Raw genomic sequence first — 16,364 nt, 5'->3', positions numbered from 1 at the left:
CGGCTTTTTCGAAGGGGCCAGCTGTCTCGACGAGAGAGCCGCCCCTTAGGCCGCCAGCTTCTCGTCGCGGCGCAGCGTCAGCACTTCGACGCCGGTGGCGGTGACGGCGACGGTGTGCTCGAATTGGGCGGAAAGCTTGCCGTCATGGGTCAGCACCGTCCAGCCGTCGTCTGCCGTCCTCACCCTGCGTGTGCCCTGGTTCACCATCGGCTCGATGGTGAAGACCATGCCTTCGCGCAGCCTGACGCCGGTTCCCGGCCGTCCGTGGTTCAGAACCTGCGGCTCCTCATGCATCTCGCGGCCGATGCCGTGCCCGCAATATTCGCGCACCACCGAATAGCCGTTCTTCTTCGCATGCTTTTCGATGGCGTAGCCGATGTCGCCGAGATGCGCGCCGGGCTTGACCTCCCTGATGCCTTTCCACATCGCCTCCTGGGCAACGCGCACCAGCCGTTTCGCGACGGGCGAGGCATCGCCGACCAGATAGGTCTTCGAGGAATCGGCGATGAAGCCGTTCTTCTCCAGCGTGATGTCGAAGTTGACGATGTCGCCGTCCTGGATGATCGCGGCGGCATCCGGCACGCCATGGCAGACGACATCGTTGATCGAGCAGTTCAGCACATGCTTGAAGCCGTATTGCCCCTTGCTCGCCGGGCGGGCAGCAAGATCCTCGGTGATGAAGCGGTCGACCAGAGTGTCGACCTCAAGCGTCGACATGCCGGCAAGCTCCAGCCCGTCCAGCATCTCGAAGACCGAGGCCAGCAGCCTGCCCGACTGGCGCATCAGCGCCAGTTCATCCGGTGTCTTGACCATGTCAGGCTACGGCTAGGTCGGGGGCGGGATGTTCATGCGCCGTGGCGAGCTCCCGTTTCACGATCTCGGTGAAGGACAGCGTCGGGTTGGCTTCGGCCAGCATGCCGATCTTCATCCAGAACTCGGCCTGCGCATTGATGGAACGGCACATCACGGCCGAGGCGCGCCGCACCTCCTCATGCAGTTCCTCGTCGATCTTCACGATGCCCATGGCTGTCTCCGGTGAATATACGGATCATATATGGTTCGTATATTGCGAGGTCAAGCGAGGCGAAGTGCTTGTTATCTCCCCCCTTGCGGGGGAGAAAGGATTTTCACGATCTTAGCGAGCACGCCCTTTAGGGCGGCGCAGTCTAAGTCGTAGAAAATCCAAGAGAGGGGATTTTCAGCTGAGGGGGTTGCCCGTTACCGCGAGGCCGAGAATGGCCTTTCGAGAACAAGATGCTTTGAGAGCTCGTTGTCAGCGGTGTGCGGGCATATCCCCTCTCTTGCGATTTCTAGCACTTAGACTGCGCCGCCCTACGGGCGTGCTCGCTAAGATGCTGAAATCGCTTTCTCCCCCACAAGGGGGGAGATAGGGCGCTGGCGCTCTACGATAGCGCTGCCCGGCCCTCGGCTATGGCTTTGGGCGTTCGAGCTTTTTGAAAAGTCCACCGGACCTTTCAATTCGCCTACGGCGAACCAAGCTCTCACCCCCTCTCTTGCTATTTCCAGCACTTAGCCTGCGCTGCCCTGAGGCGTGCTCGTCTAAGATGCTGAAATCGCTTTCTCTCCCACAAGGGGGAGATAACGACGCCTGCGCCTCAATCAGCATCCTCCCCTAGGGGATGCTTGCAATATCCCCTGGGGGAGGATAGTGATCCTTCATGGAACCTCATCGCCACGAAACCCATCCCGACATCGTCAAGCGCCTGAAGCGGGCCGGTGGACATCTGCGCAGCGTCATCGAGATGATCGAGACGGGGCGCCCCTGCCTCGACATCGCCCAGCAATTGCATGCCGTCGAAAAGGCGATCGCGCAGGCGAAGAAGACGCTGATCCAGGATCACCTCGACCATTGCCTCGACGACGCCGTCGGCATGCTCGACCAGGACCAGCGCGCCACCATCGACGAATTCAAGGCCATCACCAAATATCTGTGAGTCAGGCATGCCGAGTTTCGCCGAGCTGATCCAGCAAAGTTCCGCCCATGCCTGGCTGTTTGTGCCCAGCGCCGTCCTGCTGGGCGCTTTGCACGGGCTGGAGCCCGGCCATTCCAAGACGATGATGGCGGCCTTCATCGTCGCGGTCCGGGGCACGGTCGCGCAGGCTGTGCTGCTGGGGCTGGCCGCCACCGTCTCCCACACCATCGTTGTCTGGGGCATTGCGCTGGGCGGCATGTATCTGTGGCAAGGTGTCGATGCGGAAACCTTCGAGCCCTGGTTCCAGCTCGCCTCGGCAGCGATCATCATCGCCATAGCGCTTTGGATGCTGTGGCGCACCTGGCGCGAGCAGCAGGACGCGAAGGCCGCCGCCGGAGACGATCATCATGACCATGACCACCATGGCCATGCGCACGATCATGGGCACGGCGATAGCCGCCGCATCGACACCGGCCACGGCGTGATCTCGGTCGAGCTGTTCGAGGATGGCGTGACGCCACGCTGGCGCATCCGCACCGAACGCGGCCATGGCTGGCCGGCGGGGGACGTGACCATCGTCACCGAACGGCCGGACGGCAGCCGGCAGGGTTTCACCTTCGTCGATCGTGGCGGCTACCTGGAATCGGCCGGCGAGATCCCCGAGCCGCATGAATTCATGGCGCGCGTCAGTCTCGGTCACGGCAACCATACCCATGACTACGACCTGTCCTTCGTCGAAGGTCACGGCCATGACCATCTGCACGAGGAGATGCGCGGGCTGGAAGTGAGCGGCAGCGAATATCAGGACGCGCACGAGCTGGCGCACGCCAACGACATCCGCCGCCGCTTCGCCGACCGCAACGTGACCACCTGGCAGATCGTGCTGTTCGGGCTGACCGGCGGGCTCATTCCGTGCCCGGCCGCGATCACCGTGCTGCTGCTCTGCCTGCAGCTGAAAGAATTCACACTGGGCTTTGCCCTGGTGCTGTGTTTCTCGATCGGGCTGGCCATCACCCTGGTCAGTGTCGGTGCGGCTGCCGCGCTCAGTGTCCGCCACGCCAACAGGCGCTGGTCCTGGTTCGGCACCGTCGCCCGCAGGGCGCCTTACCTGTCGGCCGTGCTGATCGTCGGCGTCGGGCTCTATGTCGGCTATCACGGCTGGGCCGGGCTGCCGCCATCGGCCTGACCCGCGTTTCCGCGATACAGGAAATTCGCTGGGTCCTCTTACAAACTCAATTTGCCTTCATCCTTGAGACGATCAAGGAAAGCGCACAGCACTTCGTTCGTTCGCACAGGCGCTTCGAGATTCACGACATGGCCGGAGCGCGGAATGCGAACAACTTCGATGTTCGTAAATGCCCTTTCCATGGCACCAGTTTTTTCGTCGGCGGGCAGGACTGCGTCGTCCTCACCGTGGATGACGAGGACAGGCTTTTCAAATCGTCGTGCAACGGCGGTGTAGTCGGCCTTTCCCAGCCAGCTCTCGGCCTCACGTAAAACTGAGCGGGCGGGAAGCTCCGCCCAGCGATGCGCCCAGTGATCTACCGTGTCCGCTTTGTCCTGCAACGTATGCCGGCCAAATATGTAGGAGGCGGTTTGCCGTGCGAGGGGCAACGATACGGTGCCGTCATGATCGAACTTTTGGAATTCGATCATGCGCGCAGCCTGTTCACTCTCGGAATAGGTACCGATCTGAGAGCCGACGAGGACAAGGGCATTCACCCGATCAGGATAAAGACGGATGAACTCGGTCGCCATAAAGCCTCCCATCGACATGCCCAGCAGCACGCATTTTCCTATGCCGAGGTCGTCGAGCAGCGCACGACAGTCTTCTGCCAGGTCTCTCAGAAAATAGGGGGTATCATACGCAGCGGTGCGCGCCCTTTGGTCATAGGACACGACGCGATAGCGATCCTTCAGGGCGCTGACCTGCGGCATGAACATGGAATGATCCATCATGGTCCCATGTGCCATAACCACAGCGGGACCACTGCCCTCTACGACAATTTTTCCATACATTGGTGCCTCTCTCCTGCATGACGGCGAACCGGCTCCAACGGACGCGCAGAGATGTCCACGCCGGAACCCGCATGGGTCACCGGGGCAGCGATCTTGGAGCGGTTGAGCTTGATTCGCCGATCGTTCGATGGAAACGTACCAACTCAAGTCAACTTGAGGTCAAGCATGAATTTGATGGATATCGGCGAGGTGACGTCACGCTCCGGCGCGTCGGTTTCGGCACTTCGTTATTACGAAGAAATAGGGCTGATCCGCTCCGCCGGACGACGCGGATTGCGCCGGCAATTCGATGCCAGCGTGCTGCTCACGCTATCCTTGATCGAGCTCGGGAAAGTTGCCGGCTTTTCGCTTGCGGAGATTGCTTCGATGTTTGCGAACGACGGGACGCTGAACATCCCCCGTGCGGATCTGCATGCCAAAGCCGCCGAGTTGGGCCGCCAGATCGCCAAACTTCGCGCGCTTCGCGAGGCGATCCAGCATGTCGCCGATTGCCCGGCTCCGTCACATCTGGAGTGTCCTAATTTCCGCAAGCTCCTGAAATCGATATCTGCCAAAAAAGTGAATTCGCGAACGCCTCGCGCCGGACAGGCCAGCCAGGTGTCGGCCGACCTTTCTAGTCGTCGTCATCGTCCCAGCCGCCGTAAGGCGGCGGATAGTCCGGCACGATACGAATGAGCGGGCGCGGGCGTTCATAGCGCCAATAGTCGCTATCGTCCGGCTGATAGGGCTCATAGGTCCGGTAGACGGGGCGGTGGTAGCGCCAGTGCTGGCGATGATGCTTGCGGTAGTGCTTGCGCGGACGCACGCAATAGCCGTCGCGCGTCAGATAGGCACAGGTCACGCGGGCCTGCTGCAGCAGGCCGTCCGGCGTGGGCGCGGCAGGCCGGATCGCGGACGCCGCCTGCGCCTCGAATGCGGCCAGCGAAAGCGTCCCGGCCAGAATGAGAAACGACAGTTTCATCTGCCCCTCCTTCCGTCATCGATTGCCTTCATCAACGTGCGTGGATTCCGCGCGATTTGAGGCGGCCTTCGATCAAATTGTTTTTCCGGCAAACACAGATTTCGACTGCGAGGTCGGCTTGCGGGAACCGGGATGCCAGCCCGGGCCTCCCTTTGCACATAACGCTTGACTTGGCCGCGGCTCGGGCAAATCATCGGCCCATGGGGATTGCGATCTCCCCACGAGGCTCCGGCCCAAGCATCGCGTCCAGAAACCCGTGATACGGAAGGACGCGCCATGCCATCCCCGACCACCATTTCCATCGACAAGCTCGCTCGCCTGATCGGTACGCCGCATTGCCCGGCGCTGATCGACGTGCGCAATGACGAGGATTTCGCCCTCGATCCCCGACTTGTACCTGGCTCGATCCGGCGATCCCACCGCGACGTCCAGACATGGCACCAGGCGATCGCCCGGCCTTCGGCCGTGGTGATCTGCCAGGCCGGCAAGAAGCTGAGCGAAGGCTGTGCCGCATGGCTGCGGCAGCTCGGTCTGCCCGCCGAGTCGCTCGAAGGCGGCATCGAGGCCTGGTTTGACGCCGGCCTGCCCTCGGTTCCTGCGGCCAGGGTGCCGCCGCGCGACGCGGCGGGCCGCACCGTGTGGGTGACGCGGGCGCGACCGAAGATCGACCGCATCGCCTGCCCGTGGCTGATCCGCCGTTTCGTCGATCCGGCAGCGGCCTTCCTGTTCGTTGCCCCGCAGGAGGTGGCGGGCGTCGCCGACCGGTTCGACGCCACGCCCTTCGACGTCGAGAACGTCTTCTGGAGCCACCGCGGCGAGACATGCAGCTTCGACACCATGGTCGAGGAATTCGGCCTCGCCACGGAGCCGCTGCTCCGGCTCGCCGCCATCGTGCGCGGCGCCGACACCGCCCGCCTCGACCTGGCGCCGGAAGCGGCGGGGCTGCTGGCGGCGTCACTCGGCCTGTCGCGTATGTATTCCGACGATCTCGCCCAGCTGGAAGCGGGCATGACGCTCTACGACGCCTTCTACCGCTGGTGCCGTGACGCTACGGACGAAAGCCACAACTGGCCGAGCGCGAAGCCCGGAGCCGCGTCATGACCGTCGCCGCTTCCGACGCGCCGGCGCCGCACCGTCCCACCGCGCACGGCATAAGCTTCGCCGAGGCGGTCAAGGTCTGGGCGAGGATCGCCGCGCTGAGCTTCGGCGGTCCGGCCGGGCAGATCGCCGTCATGCACCGCATCCTGGTCGAGGAAAAACGCTGGATCGGCGAGACAAGGTTCCTGCATGCGCTGAACTACTGCATGCTTCTGCCTGGCCCGGAAGCGCAGCAGCTCGCCATCTATATCGGCTGGCTGCTACACAGGACCAAGGGCGGCCTCGTCGCCGGCATCCTCTTCGTCCTGCCCGGCCTCGTCGCCATCATGGCGCTGAGCTGGATCTACGCCATCTTCGGCACTATCGGGATCGTCCAGTCGCTGTTCTTCGGCCTCAAGGCCGCCGTGCTGGCGATCGTGCTGGAAGCCGTCGTGCGCATCGGCCGGCGGGCGCTGCGCAACGCCGTCATGGTGGCGCTGGCCGCTGCCGCCTTCGTCGCCATCTTCGTCTTCCGCCTTCCGTTCCCGCTGATCGTGCTGGCGGCGGCGCTGATCGGTTACATCGGCGGCCGCGCCGGCTGGGCAGCCTTCATGGCCAGCGGCGGACACGGCAAGGCGGGAAAGGTGGCCGATGCCGACACCGCACTTGGCGAGGATATCCCGGCCCATGCCCGCAATGCCGGCAGATGGTCGCTCCAGATGGCGGCGATCCTGCTGGTGCTGTGGCTGGCGCCCGTAGCGGCCCTGCTGATGCTTTATGGGCCGCAAGACGTCTTTTCGCAGATCGCCGTCTTCTTCTCCAAGATGGCGGTGGTCACCTTCGGCGGCGCCTATGCGGTGCTGGCCTATGTCGCCCAGCAGGCGGTCGAAAGCTATGGCTGGCTGAAACCGGGCGAGATGCTGGACGGTCTGGGCATGGCCGAGACCACGCCCGGGCCGCTGATCATGGTCACCCAGTTCGTCGGCTTCATGGGCGCGTTCCGCGCGTCGGGCACCATGCCGCCCTTGCTCGCCGGCACCCTTGGCGGCTTGCTCACGACCTGGGTAACGTTCACGCCCTGCTTCCTGTGGATTTTCCTCGGCGCGCCCTACATCGAGGCGCTGCGCTCGAACAGGGCGCTGTCGGCGGCGCTGGCGACGATCACCGCCGCCGTGGTCGGGGTGATCCTGAACCTCGCCGTCTGGTTCGCGCTGCATGTGCTGTTCGGCGAAGTCCGGGAGGTGCGCGTCTTCGGCGCCACCCTCGACATTCCTGTCCTGGCCAGCGTGAACCTCGCCGCGCTGGCTTTGGCGATCGTTGCGCTGCTGGCCGTCTTCCGCTTCAGGCTCGGCACGGTGTGGGTGCTGGCAGGCTGCTCGTTGCTTGGCGTGCTCCATGGGCTGACGGCTGGCGCGATCTGATGTGCCTGCCTTCGGGATTGCGCCGAGTGAGAGTCAGAGCGATTCCGCGTTTTCCGTGAAAAACGGAAACGCTCCAGTCACGCCTATCGGGTTCTGTCGGCCGGCGGCCTGTCGACGGGCGGCAGCAGGCCGAGCAGGCGCACCAGCTCGCGCTGGTTCTCGGTGCCTGTCTTGTGCAGGATGCTGGCGATCTGCGTGCGCAGCGTGTTGTCCGAAACCCGATGCTGGGCGGCGAACTCGGCCAGCGAATGGCCGGCCGCCAGCGCCAGCGCCAGCCGCGCTTCCGCCGTCGTCAGCACAAACAGTTGCTGCAGGGCCGCGGCGTCGAGCGTCGTCGAGGTGTTTTCCGACCTGAGGGTGACGAGCACGCGCCCCGGCTGGCCGCCGAGACGCGTCGGCAAAGGCGTCGTCAGCACGAACACCCGTATGCCGTCCCTGGTGGTAAGGATAAGGGCATCGCCGCTGCCGCCGGCTGCGGTCTGGCCGATTGAGGCGGCGAGTTGCCGGGACTGGCCCGCGTTGCGCGCCCGCAGGCCTTGTCGCGAGGCCAGTGTCACGATGCCGCTCGCTTCCAGCGCCTCGGCCGCGCGGTTCGCAAACAGCACATGGCCGGCGCCGTCGCAGATCACGCAACCGAAAGCCAGGCTCTCCAGGGCCGCGAGCCCGGCATTGAGATGAAGGCCCAGGTCCAGTCTCCGGCGCAACTGCATCGCTCTCTGCAGATGGGGCGCCAGGTCCTGCAGCCGGGCGACATCGTCGTCGCTGAAATCCGTGCTTCCGCGCGGGCGGTGAACGCTGAATTGCAGCAGCACCCCGGGGCCGACCGGAACAGCCGGAACGCCCATGGCGCGAACGGTGTCATGCACCCGCAGGAAGTCCGTATGGAACTCCGTTCTCTCCAGGTCGGTCTCCGGCATGAGATCCGTGAAGCGGGAGATGCTGTTGGGGTGGCGCGCCATCGCAAGGGGAATGCAGGGATTGATGTGGCGATAGTAGGCGGCATAATCCTGCAGCGCCTTGTCGGGGAGATTGCAGATGGCCGCCTCCGCGAAGGCGTTTCCGTGCAGGATGCCCAAGGCTGCGCTGCTTCCTTCGCCGACCGCCATCACGATTGCGGTCAGCCCCTGTAGTCCCTCCGGATCGAGCGCGGCATCGTAGATGTCGGAAACAATCGCAGGTTGTATCGCAAGCGATCCGCGGATTGGTCTTCCTGGAACAACACCCATTTTACCTGGCCGCCCCCAGCGGAGACACGCGGACATGCCCAGTCGGCGTATCTGCCCTGAAAAGTAACAGAATTCCGCATCTTTGACCATTAATACAAAATGATGCGGAAATGAGCTTCCGCTCTACCGCCTGTCGCCCGGACCTTCGGCATCGCTTTCTCCGGGCGCGAATGTCATCGGCCACAGCATGCGGGCAGGGCGCTCGCCATAGGTGCCGGCATAGGCCGGCATCGTGGCCAGCAGGGTTTCGGCAAGGGCGATGCCCAGGTCCCGCAGCGACAGGTCATAGACCGACAGCCGCGGCGAAAGAAAATGCGAGTGCGGGCTTCGCCGTCCGATGACCGCGATGTCACGTCCAGGCATCAGGCCTGCCTCGTTCAGCCCGCGATAGAGCCCGGTCGCCAGTGCCTCGTTGATCAGCAGGATCGCCGTCGGGCGTTCCTTGCAGGCCAGCAGATCCCGGGCGATCTGGTAGCCGCCCGCTTCGTTCGGCAGGGAGCGGAAGATATGCTCGTCCGCCAGTTCGAGGCCGTGGCGGGCCAGCACCTCGCGGCAGCGATCGACGAAGACATAGCCGAGATTGATATCGTCATGGGGGCGCGTGACGGCGATACGCCGGTGGCCCCGCTCCACCAGCCGTTCGATCGAGGTCTCCGCCATGCCTTCGAAATCGAGATCGATCCATGGCTGGCCGACATCCGTCAGACTCCGCCCCAGCGTAATGAAGGGGACCCTGCGCTTGGCGAGCATCTCCAGTCGCGCGTCATGACGTTGGGTTGCCGACAGGATGATGCCGTCGGCAAAGCCGCGGGCGACGACGCGCTTCAGGTAATCGAGAGGGTCCTCCTCCGAGGAGCACAGCAGGGCCACGAGGTCGAGCTTGTGGCGGGCGAGCACCGACTGCACGCCATCGAAAACGCTCATGAAGAAGGTATCGCCATGGCCGGTGATCGCCTGGCCCGTCTGGATCATGAAGCCGATGACCCCGGTCGAGCCTTTCCGAAGCGCCCGGCCCGACTGATTGGCGACATAGCCGAGTGATTTGGCGGCTTCGAGCACGCGCTTGCGCGTCTCCGCGTTGACATCCGGCTTGCCGTTGAGGGCACGCGAGACGGTGCCGATCGAAATGTCGAGATGTTCGGCAAGTTTGCGGATGCCCGTCATCGATCTTCCTCTGATTTCGCCAGAGCGGAATGCGATCAAGATGAATCGTATTCCGCTCTATCTCCTTGTTTTGTCGCATGATCATGGTCCGAAAAGTCTGCAACTTTTCGGGATCATGCTCCATACGGCGCGAGTCCCTATTGACACAAAATAGCTTCGACTCATAAGGTCGTAAACGTTTACGGAGGCCGGTTGAGGAGCTTTTTGGCCTCTGTTCCAGGAGGAAATGCGTGACGTACAGGGTCGTTTTGTGCGGGTGCGGAGCTATGGCCAAAGGCTGGCTGAAGGCGCTTCGAGACACCCCCGGTCTCAAAGACAGCGTGCGTGTCGTGGGTCTTGTCGACCTCGACCGGGCGGCAGCAGAGGCGCTTCGCTCCGAGTTCGATCTTCGCGGTGCCACGACCGGTACGGACCTCGATGCCGTGCTGTCCGAGACCCGGCCGGATATCCTGTTCGACATCGTGGTTCCGGAAGCGCGCCGGGCGGTGGTCGCCGCCGGCCTTGCCCATGGCTGCCATGTGCTGAGCGAAAAGCCGATGGCGGCTTCGCTCGAGGAAGCGCGCGAGCTGCGCGATCTCGCCGACAAGGCAGGCAGACTGCATGCCGTGGTGCAGAACCGCCGCTACATCGCCGGCGTGCGCCGCATCCGCCGCATGATCGAGGAGGAGGTGCTGGGCCGCCTCACCGGCCTGCATTCCGACTTCTTCCTCGGCCCCCATTTCGGCGGCTTCCGCGAGCAGATGGACAACGTCCTTTTGCTCGACATGGCCATCCACACCTTCGATGCCGCGCGCTTCATGTCGGGCAAGGACCCCCAGGCCGTCTATTGCCATGCCTCCAACCCGCCGGGTTCCTGGTACCGGCACGGCGCGGCCGCCAGCGCCATCTTCGAATTCTCGGACGATGTCGTCTTCACCTATCGTGGTTCCTGGTGTGCCGAGGGGGCTCCCACGAGTTGGGAGAGCGCCTGGCGCATCACCGGCACCAAAGGCACCCTGGTGTGGGACGGCGCAGAGCGGTTCGAGGCCAACATCGTCACCGGAACGCAGGGCTTCTTCCGCCCGACCGAGCCGCTGGAGGTTCCGGCATCGGAAAACGAGGCCGACACCCACGGCCATGCCAGCGTGATCGAGCGGTTCCTTCAGGCCATCTCAACCGGTCGCCGGCCCGAAACCGACGGCAGCGACAACATCAAGAGCCTGGCCATGGTCTTCGGCGCGATCGAAAGCGCGCGCGACGCCCGGCGTATCACCATTGCAGCATAGGACAGCTTCATGACCAACCCGGCAAAATCCATTCGCATCGGCACCATGGTGCGCGCTTCGGACGGCAGCGCCGCCGCGCGCATCGGCCAGATATTCGAGATGGGTTTCGAGAGCTTCGAGCCTTTCTTCTGGCAGACGACGAACGGCCAGGATCTCGCCGAGCTCGGCAAGCGCTGCCGGGAGGCGATCGGCGATCGGGACATCACCATCTCCACGCTCGGCATGTTCGGCAACCCGCTCGAGGAAACCGATATCGACCGTGAGACCTTGCAGGGTTGGAAAGACTGCATCGACAACGCCCATCATTTCGGCGCCACCTGCGTTGCCGGCTTCACCGGCCGCCTGCGCGGCAAGCCGCTTCCCGAAAGCCTGCCCCGCTACGGGCAGGTCTGGAGCGAGCTCGCCCGGCGCGCCGCCGACAAGGGTGTCCGGATCGCTTTCGAGAACTGCGCCATGGACGGCAACTGGGCGACGGGCGACTGGAACATCGCCCACAATCCCGATGCCTGGGAGCTGATCTTCAACGAGACGCCGCACGACAACATCGGCCTCGAATGGGAGCCGTGCCACCAGATGGTCTATCTCATCGACCCGCTGCCGCAGATCCGCAAATGGGCGGGCAAGATCTTCCACGTCCATGGCAAGGACGCGACGATCCGCTGGGACGTCATCCGCGAGCACGGCATCTTCGGCAAGGAGAAGTTCGTCTTCATGCGCACGCCCGGCTTCGGCGACACCAACTGGACGGACGTCATTTCCGAACTGCGCCTGGCCGGCTGGTCGGGTTCGATCGACATCGAGGGCTGGCACGATCCCGTCTATCGCGACGCGCTCGAAATGACCGGCCAGGTGCATGCGCTCAACCATCTGAAACAGGCCCGGGGCGGCGACTTCGTCATCGACCCGGTTTGAGAATACCGAGCCGGCGAGGAGGAGATTTTGCCGGCTCACAGGGATAACCACAAAGGAGGAGAACTATGACCATCCGCAAGTTTGCAGTCATCGGCGCTCTGGCGCTGGCTGGCGTCTCCCTCATGGGCCTTTCGGCCAAGGCGGAAGACGTGACGCTGACGCTCTGGTCGCTGGACAAGGATATCCAGCCGGCGCCCAATCTCATCAAGGAATTCAACGCGCAGAACAACGGCATCAAGATCGAGTACCGTCTCATCCAGTTCGACGACGTCGTCACCGAAGCGATGCGTGCCTACGCCACCGGCCAGGCGCCTGACATCATCGCCGTCGACAATCCCGAGCATGCGCTGTTCTCCTCGCGCGGCGCCTTCCTCGACATCTCGGACATGATCAAGAATTCAAAAGTGATCAAGCCGGAGAACTATTTTCCCGGGCCGCTGAAATCGGTCGAGTGGGACGGCAAGTATTTCGGCGTTCCCAAGGCGACCAACACGATCGCGCTCTACTACAACAAGGACATGTTCAAGGCGAAGGGGCTCGACCCGAACAAGCCGCCGCAGACCTGGGACGAGCTGGTCGAGGATGCGCGCAAGCTGACCGATCCGGCCAAGAACGTCTACGGCCTGGCCTTCTCGGCCAAGGCCAGCGAGGAGGGCACCTTCCAGTTCCTGCCCTGGGCGCAGATGGGCGGCGGCGGTTATGAGCACATCAATGCCGATGGCGCGGTCAAGGCCCTCGAGACCTGGAAGACGATCATCGACGAGAAGCTCGCCTCTCCGGATTCGTTGACACGGGGCCAGTGGGACTCCACCGGCACCTTCAATTCCGGCAACGCCGCCATGGCGATTTCGGGCCCCTGGGAGCTCGACCGCATGACCCAGGAAGCGAAGTTCGACTGGGGCGTCGCGCTGCTGCCGGTTCCTAAGGAAGGCGCGGAGCGCTCCTCTGCGATGGGCGATTTCAACTGGGCGATCTTCGCGAGCACCAAGCATCCGGCCGAAGCCTTCAAGGCGCTCGAATATTTCGTCTCGCAGGACGACAAGCTGTTCAAGAATTTCGGCCAGTTGCCGGCGCGTTCCGACATCTCGATCCCCGAGACCGGCCAGCCGCTGAAGGATGCCGCCCTCAAAGTGTTCCTCGAGCAGCTGAAATACGCCAAGCCGCGCGGCCCGCATCCGGAATGGCCGAAGATCTCCAAGGCCATCCAGGACGCCATCCAGGCGGCGCTGACCGGGCAGATGGGTCCAAAGGAAGCGCTCGATCAGGCTGCTGAAAAGATCAAGGCTGTACTCGGCTAGATTTCATGCTCATCGGCGGCACCGGGCCGCCTGAAGTTTCCTCCCGGAGGGATCGCTGGAGCGTTTCCGCATTCGAAGAAAAGCGGAAATGCTCCAGCGGTCCAGGTCGGAGCATCGGAGGACTCCCCATGAGACGAACCACATGAGACGGATCCTTTCAAGCATCAGGGACGGACACGGCTTCGACATCGTGCTCGTAGCCTTTCCGCTCGGCTTCCTGTTCCTGATGGCCGGCCTGCCGCTCATCTACAACGCCGTGATGAGCTTCCAGGAAGTCGACATGTTCAGCCTGGGCACCTTCTCGCGGCCCTTCGTCGGCTTCAAGAATTACCGCGATCTCTTCGCCCAGCCCGAAACATGGCCGATCCTCTACAACACCCTCGTCTTCGTCGTCGGCTCGATCGCCGGCCAGTTCCTGATCGGCTTCGGGCTGGCGCTGTTCTTCTGGGTCAATTTTCCCGGCGCTTCTTGGCTGCGCGGCCTGTTCCTCGTCTCCTGGGTCATGCCCGGCCTCGTCGTCGGGGCCATCTGGAACTGGATCCTGTCCGGGGATTTCGGCGTGCTCAATTTCGTGCTCAGGGAAAGCGGCATCGTCTCCGGCAACATCTTCTGGCGCTCCGATCCGCACTACTCGCTCTACGCGGTGATCATCGCCAACATCTGGCTCGGCACCGCCTTCAACATGATCCTGCTTTCCGTCGGTCTCTCTGCGATCCCCGGCGATCTTTACGAAGCCGCCGAGCTCGACGGCGCCAATGCCTGGCAGCGCTTCTGGACCATCACCCTGCCGATGATGCGCTCCTCGATCGGCGCCATCATCGCGCTCGGCCTGATCTTCACGCTGCAGCAGTTCGACCTTTTCGCGGCCATCACCTCCGGAGGGCCGAACAATTCCTCCAACGTCACGCAATATTGGGCCTGGGAGCTTTCCTTCCGCCAGTACGACTTTGCCAAGGGAGCGACGATCTCGGTCATCATGATCGTGTTCGTCATGTTTGCCTCGGTCGTCTATGTGCGCTCCACGCGCCACGAGGTGCGCGGATGAGCGAAAGAACCCACAACCGCCTGATGCTGGCGATCGCCATCCTCATGGCGGGGATCTATCTGTTCCCGCTCTACTGGATGTATGTGACGGCGCTCAAGAGCGGTTCGGAAATGTTCGCCACGCCGCCGAGCTTCTGGCCGTCCTCGCCGCGGTGGAACACCTTCGCCGATGTTTGGGAAAGCCGGCAGATGGGCCGCTTCCTGTGGAACTCGCTGGTCATCGCCATCGGCGCCACGACGCTCATCGCCGTTCTCGGCGTCGGCTGCGCCTATGTGCTGGCGCGCTATCGCAACGTCTGGGTCGATATCGGCCTGTTCCTGATCCTCATGCTGCAGGTGCTGCCGGCGTCGCTGATGGTCACCCCGATCTTCGTGGGGTTCTCGCAGCTCGGCGTGCTGGACTACCCGCGCCTCGCCGTGGTGATCGCGATCGCCGCCAAGAGCATGCCCTTCTTCGTGATCCTCGTGCGCGCCACCTTCATGGCCGTGCCGCAGGAGCTCGAGGAGGCGGCGCTGGTGGACGGCAACAGCCGCGTCGGCGCCTTCATCAGCATCGTGTTGCCGCTGGCGCGCAACGGCATCCTCGTCAGCGCCATCCTCATCTTCATGCAGGCCTTCGGCGAGTTCGTCTATTCGAAGTCGATGATCCAGGGGATCGAACTCCAGCCGGCAAGCGTCGGCCTCAACTCCTTCATGGGTCCCAACACCAACGAGTGGAACAACATCATGGCCTACGCGACCATCTATGTGACGCCGATCCTGGCGGTGTTCGTTCTCCTGCAGCGCCGCATCGTCTCCGGCTTGACCTCGGGAGCCCTGAAATGACCGCGCAGATCGAATTGTCCGGCGTCAACAAGCACTATGGCAGCTATCACGCGCTGAAGGACATAGACCTCTCGATCGAGAAGGGCAGCTTCACGGCGCTCGTCGGTCCCTCCGGATGCGGCAAGTCCACGCTGCTGCGCTCGCTGGCAGGACTGGAAAGCATCTCGACGGGAACGCTCAGCATCGCCGGGCAGGTGATGAACAAGGTGCCGCCGCGCAAGCGCGACGTGGCGATGGTTTTCCAGTCCTATGCGCTCTACCCGCATATGACGGTGGAGGAGAACCTCACCTACAGCCTGCGCGTCCGAGGCACGCCGAAGGCCGACGCGAAAAAGGCTGCGGCTGAGGTCGCGCGCACCACCGGTCTTTCGCACCTGCTGGACCGTTATCCCCGCGAACTCTCCGGTGGCCAGCGGCAGCGCGTGGCGATGAGCCGCGCCATCATCCGCCACCCCAAGGCTTTCCTGTTCGACGAGCCGCTGTCCAATCTCGACGCGGCCTTGCGCGTGCATATGCGCAAGGAGATCCGCGCGCTGCACGACCGCCTCGGCGCGACCTCGGTCTACGTCACGCATGACCAGATCGAAGCAATGACAATGGCGGACCGTGTCGTCGTCATGCGCGCCGGGGTCATCGAGCAGCAGGGGGCTCCGCTGGATCTCTACGACAGGCCGGCGAACAGGTTCGTGGCCGGGTTCATCGGCTCGCCCGCCATGAATTTCATTCCGGCGCAGGGTGGGCAGGACGGCCGTTCCATCGTGCTCGATCTCGGCCAGCCCCAGACCGTGCAACTCGGCTACCCCGTCCAGTCCGGCCGCGAACTGACCGTTGGCCTGCGCCCGGAGCACATCACCATCGCGCCACCCGACAAGGCGATGCTCAAGGTGCCGGTGGCCGTCGTCGAATCCACCGGCGCGGCCACCTACCTCACCACCGCCACGACCCCGGAACTCGCCGTGGTCGTCAACGGCCGCGGCGGGACTGCGGCCGGCGACATGGTCGGCCTCGACTTCGAACCCGCGCAACTGCATCTGTTCGATGCGCAGACCGAACAGCGGATCTGAGCATGATCCCAAAAAGTTGCAGACTTAAGTCCGGGATTGGATCGCCGCACCTTCTTCCACGTTCCGGAATGGCAACTGTGTTCAAGCGAAGCGGCTTTTGTCTCGGATCATGGCGTTGAGCGAGACGAGGAGCTTCCTTGCGACAGCGATGATG

The 16,364-nt window shown here is 63.5% G+C and carries 17 protein-coding genes; 11 read left to right on the top strand and 6 right to left on the bottom strand.

What is annotated here, in order from left to right; translation table 11 throughout:
* Nucleotides 1-45 precede the first annotated feature (45 nt).
* Both map and ACFWXH_RS30580 read right to left on the bottom strand, forming a co-directional pair.
* Nucleotides 46-813 (bottom strand): type I methionyl aminopeptidase, encoded by a 768-nt coding sequence (map, locus tag ACFWXH_RS30585; protein WP_379125194.1) that lies wholly within the window; start codon nucleotides 811-813, stop codon nucleotides 46-48.
* A 1-nt stretch (nucleotide 814) separates the two neighbouring features.
* Nucleotides 815-1,024, bottom strand: coding sequence for a ParD-like family protein (locus ACFWXH_RS30580; RefSeq protein ID WP_379125192.1), 210 nt, complete (start codon nucleotides 1,022-1,024; stop codon nucleotides 815-817).
* A 655-nt stretch (nucleotides 1,025-1,679) separates the two neighbouring features.
* On the opposite strand from ACFWXH_RS30580, the gene ACFWXH_RS30575 reads away from it, so the two are divergent.
* Both ACFWXH_RS30575 and ACFWXH_RS30570 read left to right on the top strand, forming a co-directional pair.
* Entirely contained in the window at nucleotides 1,680-1,955 is a 276-nt protein-coding gene (locus ACFWXH_RS30575; RefSeq protein WP_379125191.1) for a metal-sensing transcriptional repressor, read from the top strand.
* A 7-nt stretch (nucleotides 1,956-1,962) separates the two neighbouring features.
* Nucleotides 1,963-3,120, top strand: a complete 1,158-nt coding sequence (locus tag ACFWXH_RS30570) for a nickel/cobalt efflux transporter (protein ID WP_379125190.1) — start codon at nucleotides 1,963-1,965, stop codon at nucleotides 3,118-3,120.
* A 38-nt stretch (nucleotides 3,121-3,158) separates the two neighbouring features.
* Here the strand turns inward: ACFWXH_RS30570 and ACFWXH_RS30565 are convergent, their stop codons facing one another.
* The gene (locus ACFWXH_RS30565) at nucleotides 3,159-3,908 is read right to left on the bottom strand and encodes an alpha/beta fold hydrolase (RefSeq protein ID WP_379125245.1); all 750 of its coding nucleotides are present in this window, start codon (nucleotides 3,906-3,908) and stop codon (nucleotides 3,159-3,161) included.
* 96 nt (nucleotides 3,909-4,004) lie between these two features.
* On the opposite strand from ACFWXH_RS30565, the gene ACFWXH_RS30560 reads away from it, so the two are divergent.
* On the top strand, nucleotides 4,005-4,628 hold the full coding sequence (locus ACFWXH_RS30560; RefSeq protein WP_379125189.1) for a helix-turn-helix domain-containing protein: 624 nt from the start codon (nucleotides 4,005-4,007) through the stop codon (nucleotides 4,626-4,628).
* On the opposite strand, the gene ACFWXH_RS30555 is transcribed toward ACFWXH_RS30560, so the two are convergent.
* A complete protein-coding gene (locus ACFWXH_RS30555; protein WP_379125188.1) occupies nucleotides 4,567-4,914 on the bottom strand; it encodes a hypothetical protein in 348 nt (115 codons plus the stop codon). The two genes, ACFWXH_RS30560 and ACFWXH_RS30555, sit on opposite strands and share 62 nt — an antisense overlap.
* A 276-nt stretch (nucleotides 4,915-5,190) precedes the next feature.
* Between ACFWXH_RS30555 and ACFWXH_RS30550 the strand changes: the two genes are divergently transcribed.
* Both ACFWXH_RS30550 and chrA read left to right on the top strand, forming a co-directional pair.
* Nucleotides 5,191-6,015, top strand: a complete 825-nt coding sequence (locus tag ACFWXH_RS30550) for a chromate resistance protein ChrB domain-containing protein (RefSeq protein ID WP_379125187.1) — start codon at nucleotides 5,191-5,193, stop codon at nucleotides 6,013-6,015.
* Complete coding sequence (gene chrA, locus ACFWXH_RS30545; protein ID WP_379125186.1) at nucleotides 6,012-7,412, top strand: chromate efflux transporter; 1,401 nt, start codon at nucleotides 6,012-6,014, stop codon at nucleotides 7,410-7,412. The genes ACFWXH_RS30550 and chrA overlap by 4 nt, the downstream gene beginning before the upstream one ends.
* A gap of 83 nt (nucleotides 7,413-7,495) precedes the next feature.
* Here the strand turns inward: chrA and ACFWXH_RS30540 are convergent, their stop codons facing one another.
* Nucleotides 7,496-8,518 (bottom strand): hypothetical protein, encoded by a 1,023-nt coding sequence (locus tag ACFWXH_RS30540; protein ID WP_379125185.1) that lies wholly within the window; start codon nucleotides 8,516-8,518, stop codon nucleotides 7,496-7,498.
* A gap of 243 nt (nucleotides 8,519-8,761) precedes the next feature.
* Nucleotides 8,762-9,802: a LacI family DNA-binding transcriptional regulator gene (locus tag ACFWXH_RS30535; protein WP_379125184.1), complete on the bottom strand. Its 1,041-nt coding sequence runs from the start codon at nucleotides 9,800-9,802 to the stop codon at nucleotides 8,762-8,764.
* 230 nt (nucleotides 9,803-10,032) lie between these two features.
* Between ACFWXH_RS30535 and ACFWXH_RS30530 the strand changes: the two genes are divergently transcribed.
* From ACFWXH_RS30530 to ACFWXH_RS30505, 6 genes are all read left to right on the top strand, one after another.
* On the top strand, nucleotides 10,033-11,067 hold the full coding sequence (locus ACFWXH_RS30530) for a Gfo/Idh/MocA family protein (protein ID WP_379125183.1): 1,035 nt from the start codon (nucleotides 10,033-10,035) through the stop codon (nucleotides 11,065-11,067).
* 9 nt (nucleotides 11,068-11,076) lie between these two features.
* Nucleotides 11,077-11,979, top strand: coding sequence for a sugar phosphate isomerase/epimerase family protein (locus tag ACFWXH_RS30525; protein WP_379125182.1), 903 nt, complete (start codon nucleotides 11,077-11,079; stop codon nucleotides 11,977-11,979).
* 65 nt (nucleotides 11,980-12,044) lie between these two features.
* Nucleotides 12,045-13,277, top strand: coding sequence for an ABC transporter substrate-binding protein (locus tag ACFWXH_RS30520; protein ID WP_379125181.1), 1,233 nt, complete (start codon nucleotides 12,045-12,047; stop codon nucleotides 13,275-13,277).
* 142 nt (nucleotides 13,278-13,419) lie between these two features.
* Nucleotides 13,420-14,322, top strand: coding sequence for a carbohydrate ABC transporter permease (locus ACFWXH_RS30515; RefSeq protein ID WP_379125180.1), 903 nt, complete (start codon nucleotides 13,420-13,422; stop codon nucleotides 14,320-14,322).
* Entirely contained in the window at nucleotides 14,319-15,146 is an 828-nt protein-coding gene (locus ACFWXH_RS30510; protein ID WP_379125179.1) for a carbohydrate ABC transporter permease, read from the top strand. The genes ACFWXH_RS30515 and ACFWXH_RS30510 overlap by 4 nt, the downstream gene beginning before the upstream one ends.
* Nucleotides 15,143-16,210 carry an ABC transporter ATP-binding protein gene (locus ACFWXH_RS30505; protein ID WP_379125178.1) on the top strand — a complete coding sequence of 356 codons (1,068 nt, stop codon included), beginning with the start codon at nucleotides 15,143-15,145 and terminating at the stop codon, nucleotides 16,208-16,210. The genes ACFWXH_RS30510 and ACFWXH_RS30505 overlap by 4 nt, the downstream gene beginning before the upstream one ends.
* The last annotated feature ends 154 nt before the right edge of the window (nucleotides 16,211-16,364 follow it).

This window comes from Mesorhizobium sp. NPDC059054 (genome assembly GCF_042739215.1).
GTDB lineage: Bacteria > Pseudomonadota > Alphaproteobacteria > Rhizobiales > Rhizobiaceae > Mesorhizobium.
The sequence above is the reverse complement of the archived record's forward strand: the minus strand, read 5'-3'. Positions and strand labels throughout refer to the sequence as shown.

What these genes read in the sequence shown, in the direction of transcription:
- ACFWXH_RS30525 (WP_379125182.1), top strand. Translation starts at nt 11,077, where the DNA reads ATGACCAACCCGGCAAAATCCATTCGCATCGGCACCATGGTGCGCGCT.
- ACFWXH_RS30575 (WP_379125191.1), top strand. Translation starts at nt 1,680, where the DNA reads ATGGAACCTCATCGCCACGAAACCCATCCCGACATCGTCAAGCGCCTG.
- ACFWXH_RS30550 (WP_379125187.1), top strand. Translation starts at nt 5,191, where the DNA reads ATGCCATCCCCGACCACCATTTCCATCGACAAGCTCGCTCGCCTGATC.
- map (WP_379125194.1), bottom strand. Translation starts at nt 813, where the DNA reads ATGGTCAAGACACCGGATGAACTGGCGCTGATGCGCCAGTCGGGCAGG.
- ACFWXH_RS30505 (WP_379125178.1), top strand. Translation starts at nt 15,143, where the DNA reads ATGACCGCGCAGATCGAATTGTCCGGCGTCAACAAGCACTATGGCAGC.
- ACFWXH_RS30555 (WP_379125188.1), bottom strand. Translation starts at nt 4,914, where the DNA reads ATGAAACTGTCGTTTCTCATTCTGGCCGGGACGCTTTCGCTGGCCGCA.
- ACFWXH_RS30580 (WP_379125192.1), bottom strand. Translation starts at nt 1,024, where the DNA reads ATGGGCATCGTGAAGATCGACGAGGAACTGCATGAGGAGGTGCGGCGC.
- ACFWXH_RS30570 (WP_379125190.1), top strand. Translation starts at nt 1,963, where the DNA reads ATGCCGAGTTTCGCCGAGCTGATCCAGCAAAGTTCCGCCCATGCCTGG.
- ACFWXH_RS30520 (WP_379125181.1), top strand. Translation starts at nt 12,045, where the DNA reads ATGACCATCCGCAAGTTTGCAGTCATCGGCGCTCTGGCGCTGGCTGGC.
- ACFWXH_RS30565 (WP_379125245.1), bottom strand. Translation starts at nt 3,908, where the DNA reads ATGGCACATGGGACCATGATGGATCATTCCATGTTCATGCCGCAGGTC.
- ACFWXH_RS30510 (WP_379125179.1), top strand. Translation starts at nt 14,319, where the DNA reads ATGAGCGAAAGAACCCACAACCGCCTGATGCTGGCGATCGCCATCCTC.
- ACFWXH_RS30540 (WP_379125185.1), bottom strand. Translation starts at nt 8,518, where the DNA reads ATGGCGGTCGGCGAAGGAAGCAGCGCAGCCTTGGGCATCCTGCACGGA.
- chrA (WP_379125186.1), top strand. Translation starts at nt 6,012, where the DNA reads ATGACCGTCGCCGCTTCCGACGCGCCGGCGCCGCACCGTCCCACCGCG.
- ACFWXH_RS30535 (WP_379125184.1), bottom strand. Translation starts at nt 9,802, where the DNA reads ATGACGGGCATCCGCAAACTTGCCGAACATCTCGACATTTCGATCGGC.
- ACFWXH_RS30560 (WP_379125189.1), top strand. Translation starts at nt 4,005, where the DNA reads ATGTCCACGCCGGAACCCGCATGGGTCACCGGGGCAGCGATCTTGGAG.
- ACFWXH_RS30515 (WP_379125180.1), top strand. Translation starts at nt 13,420, where the DNA reads ATGAGACGGATCCTTTCAAGCATCAGGGACGGACACGGCTTCGACATC.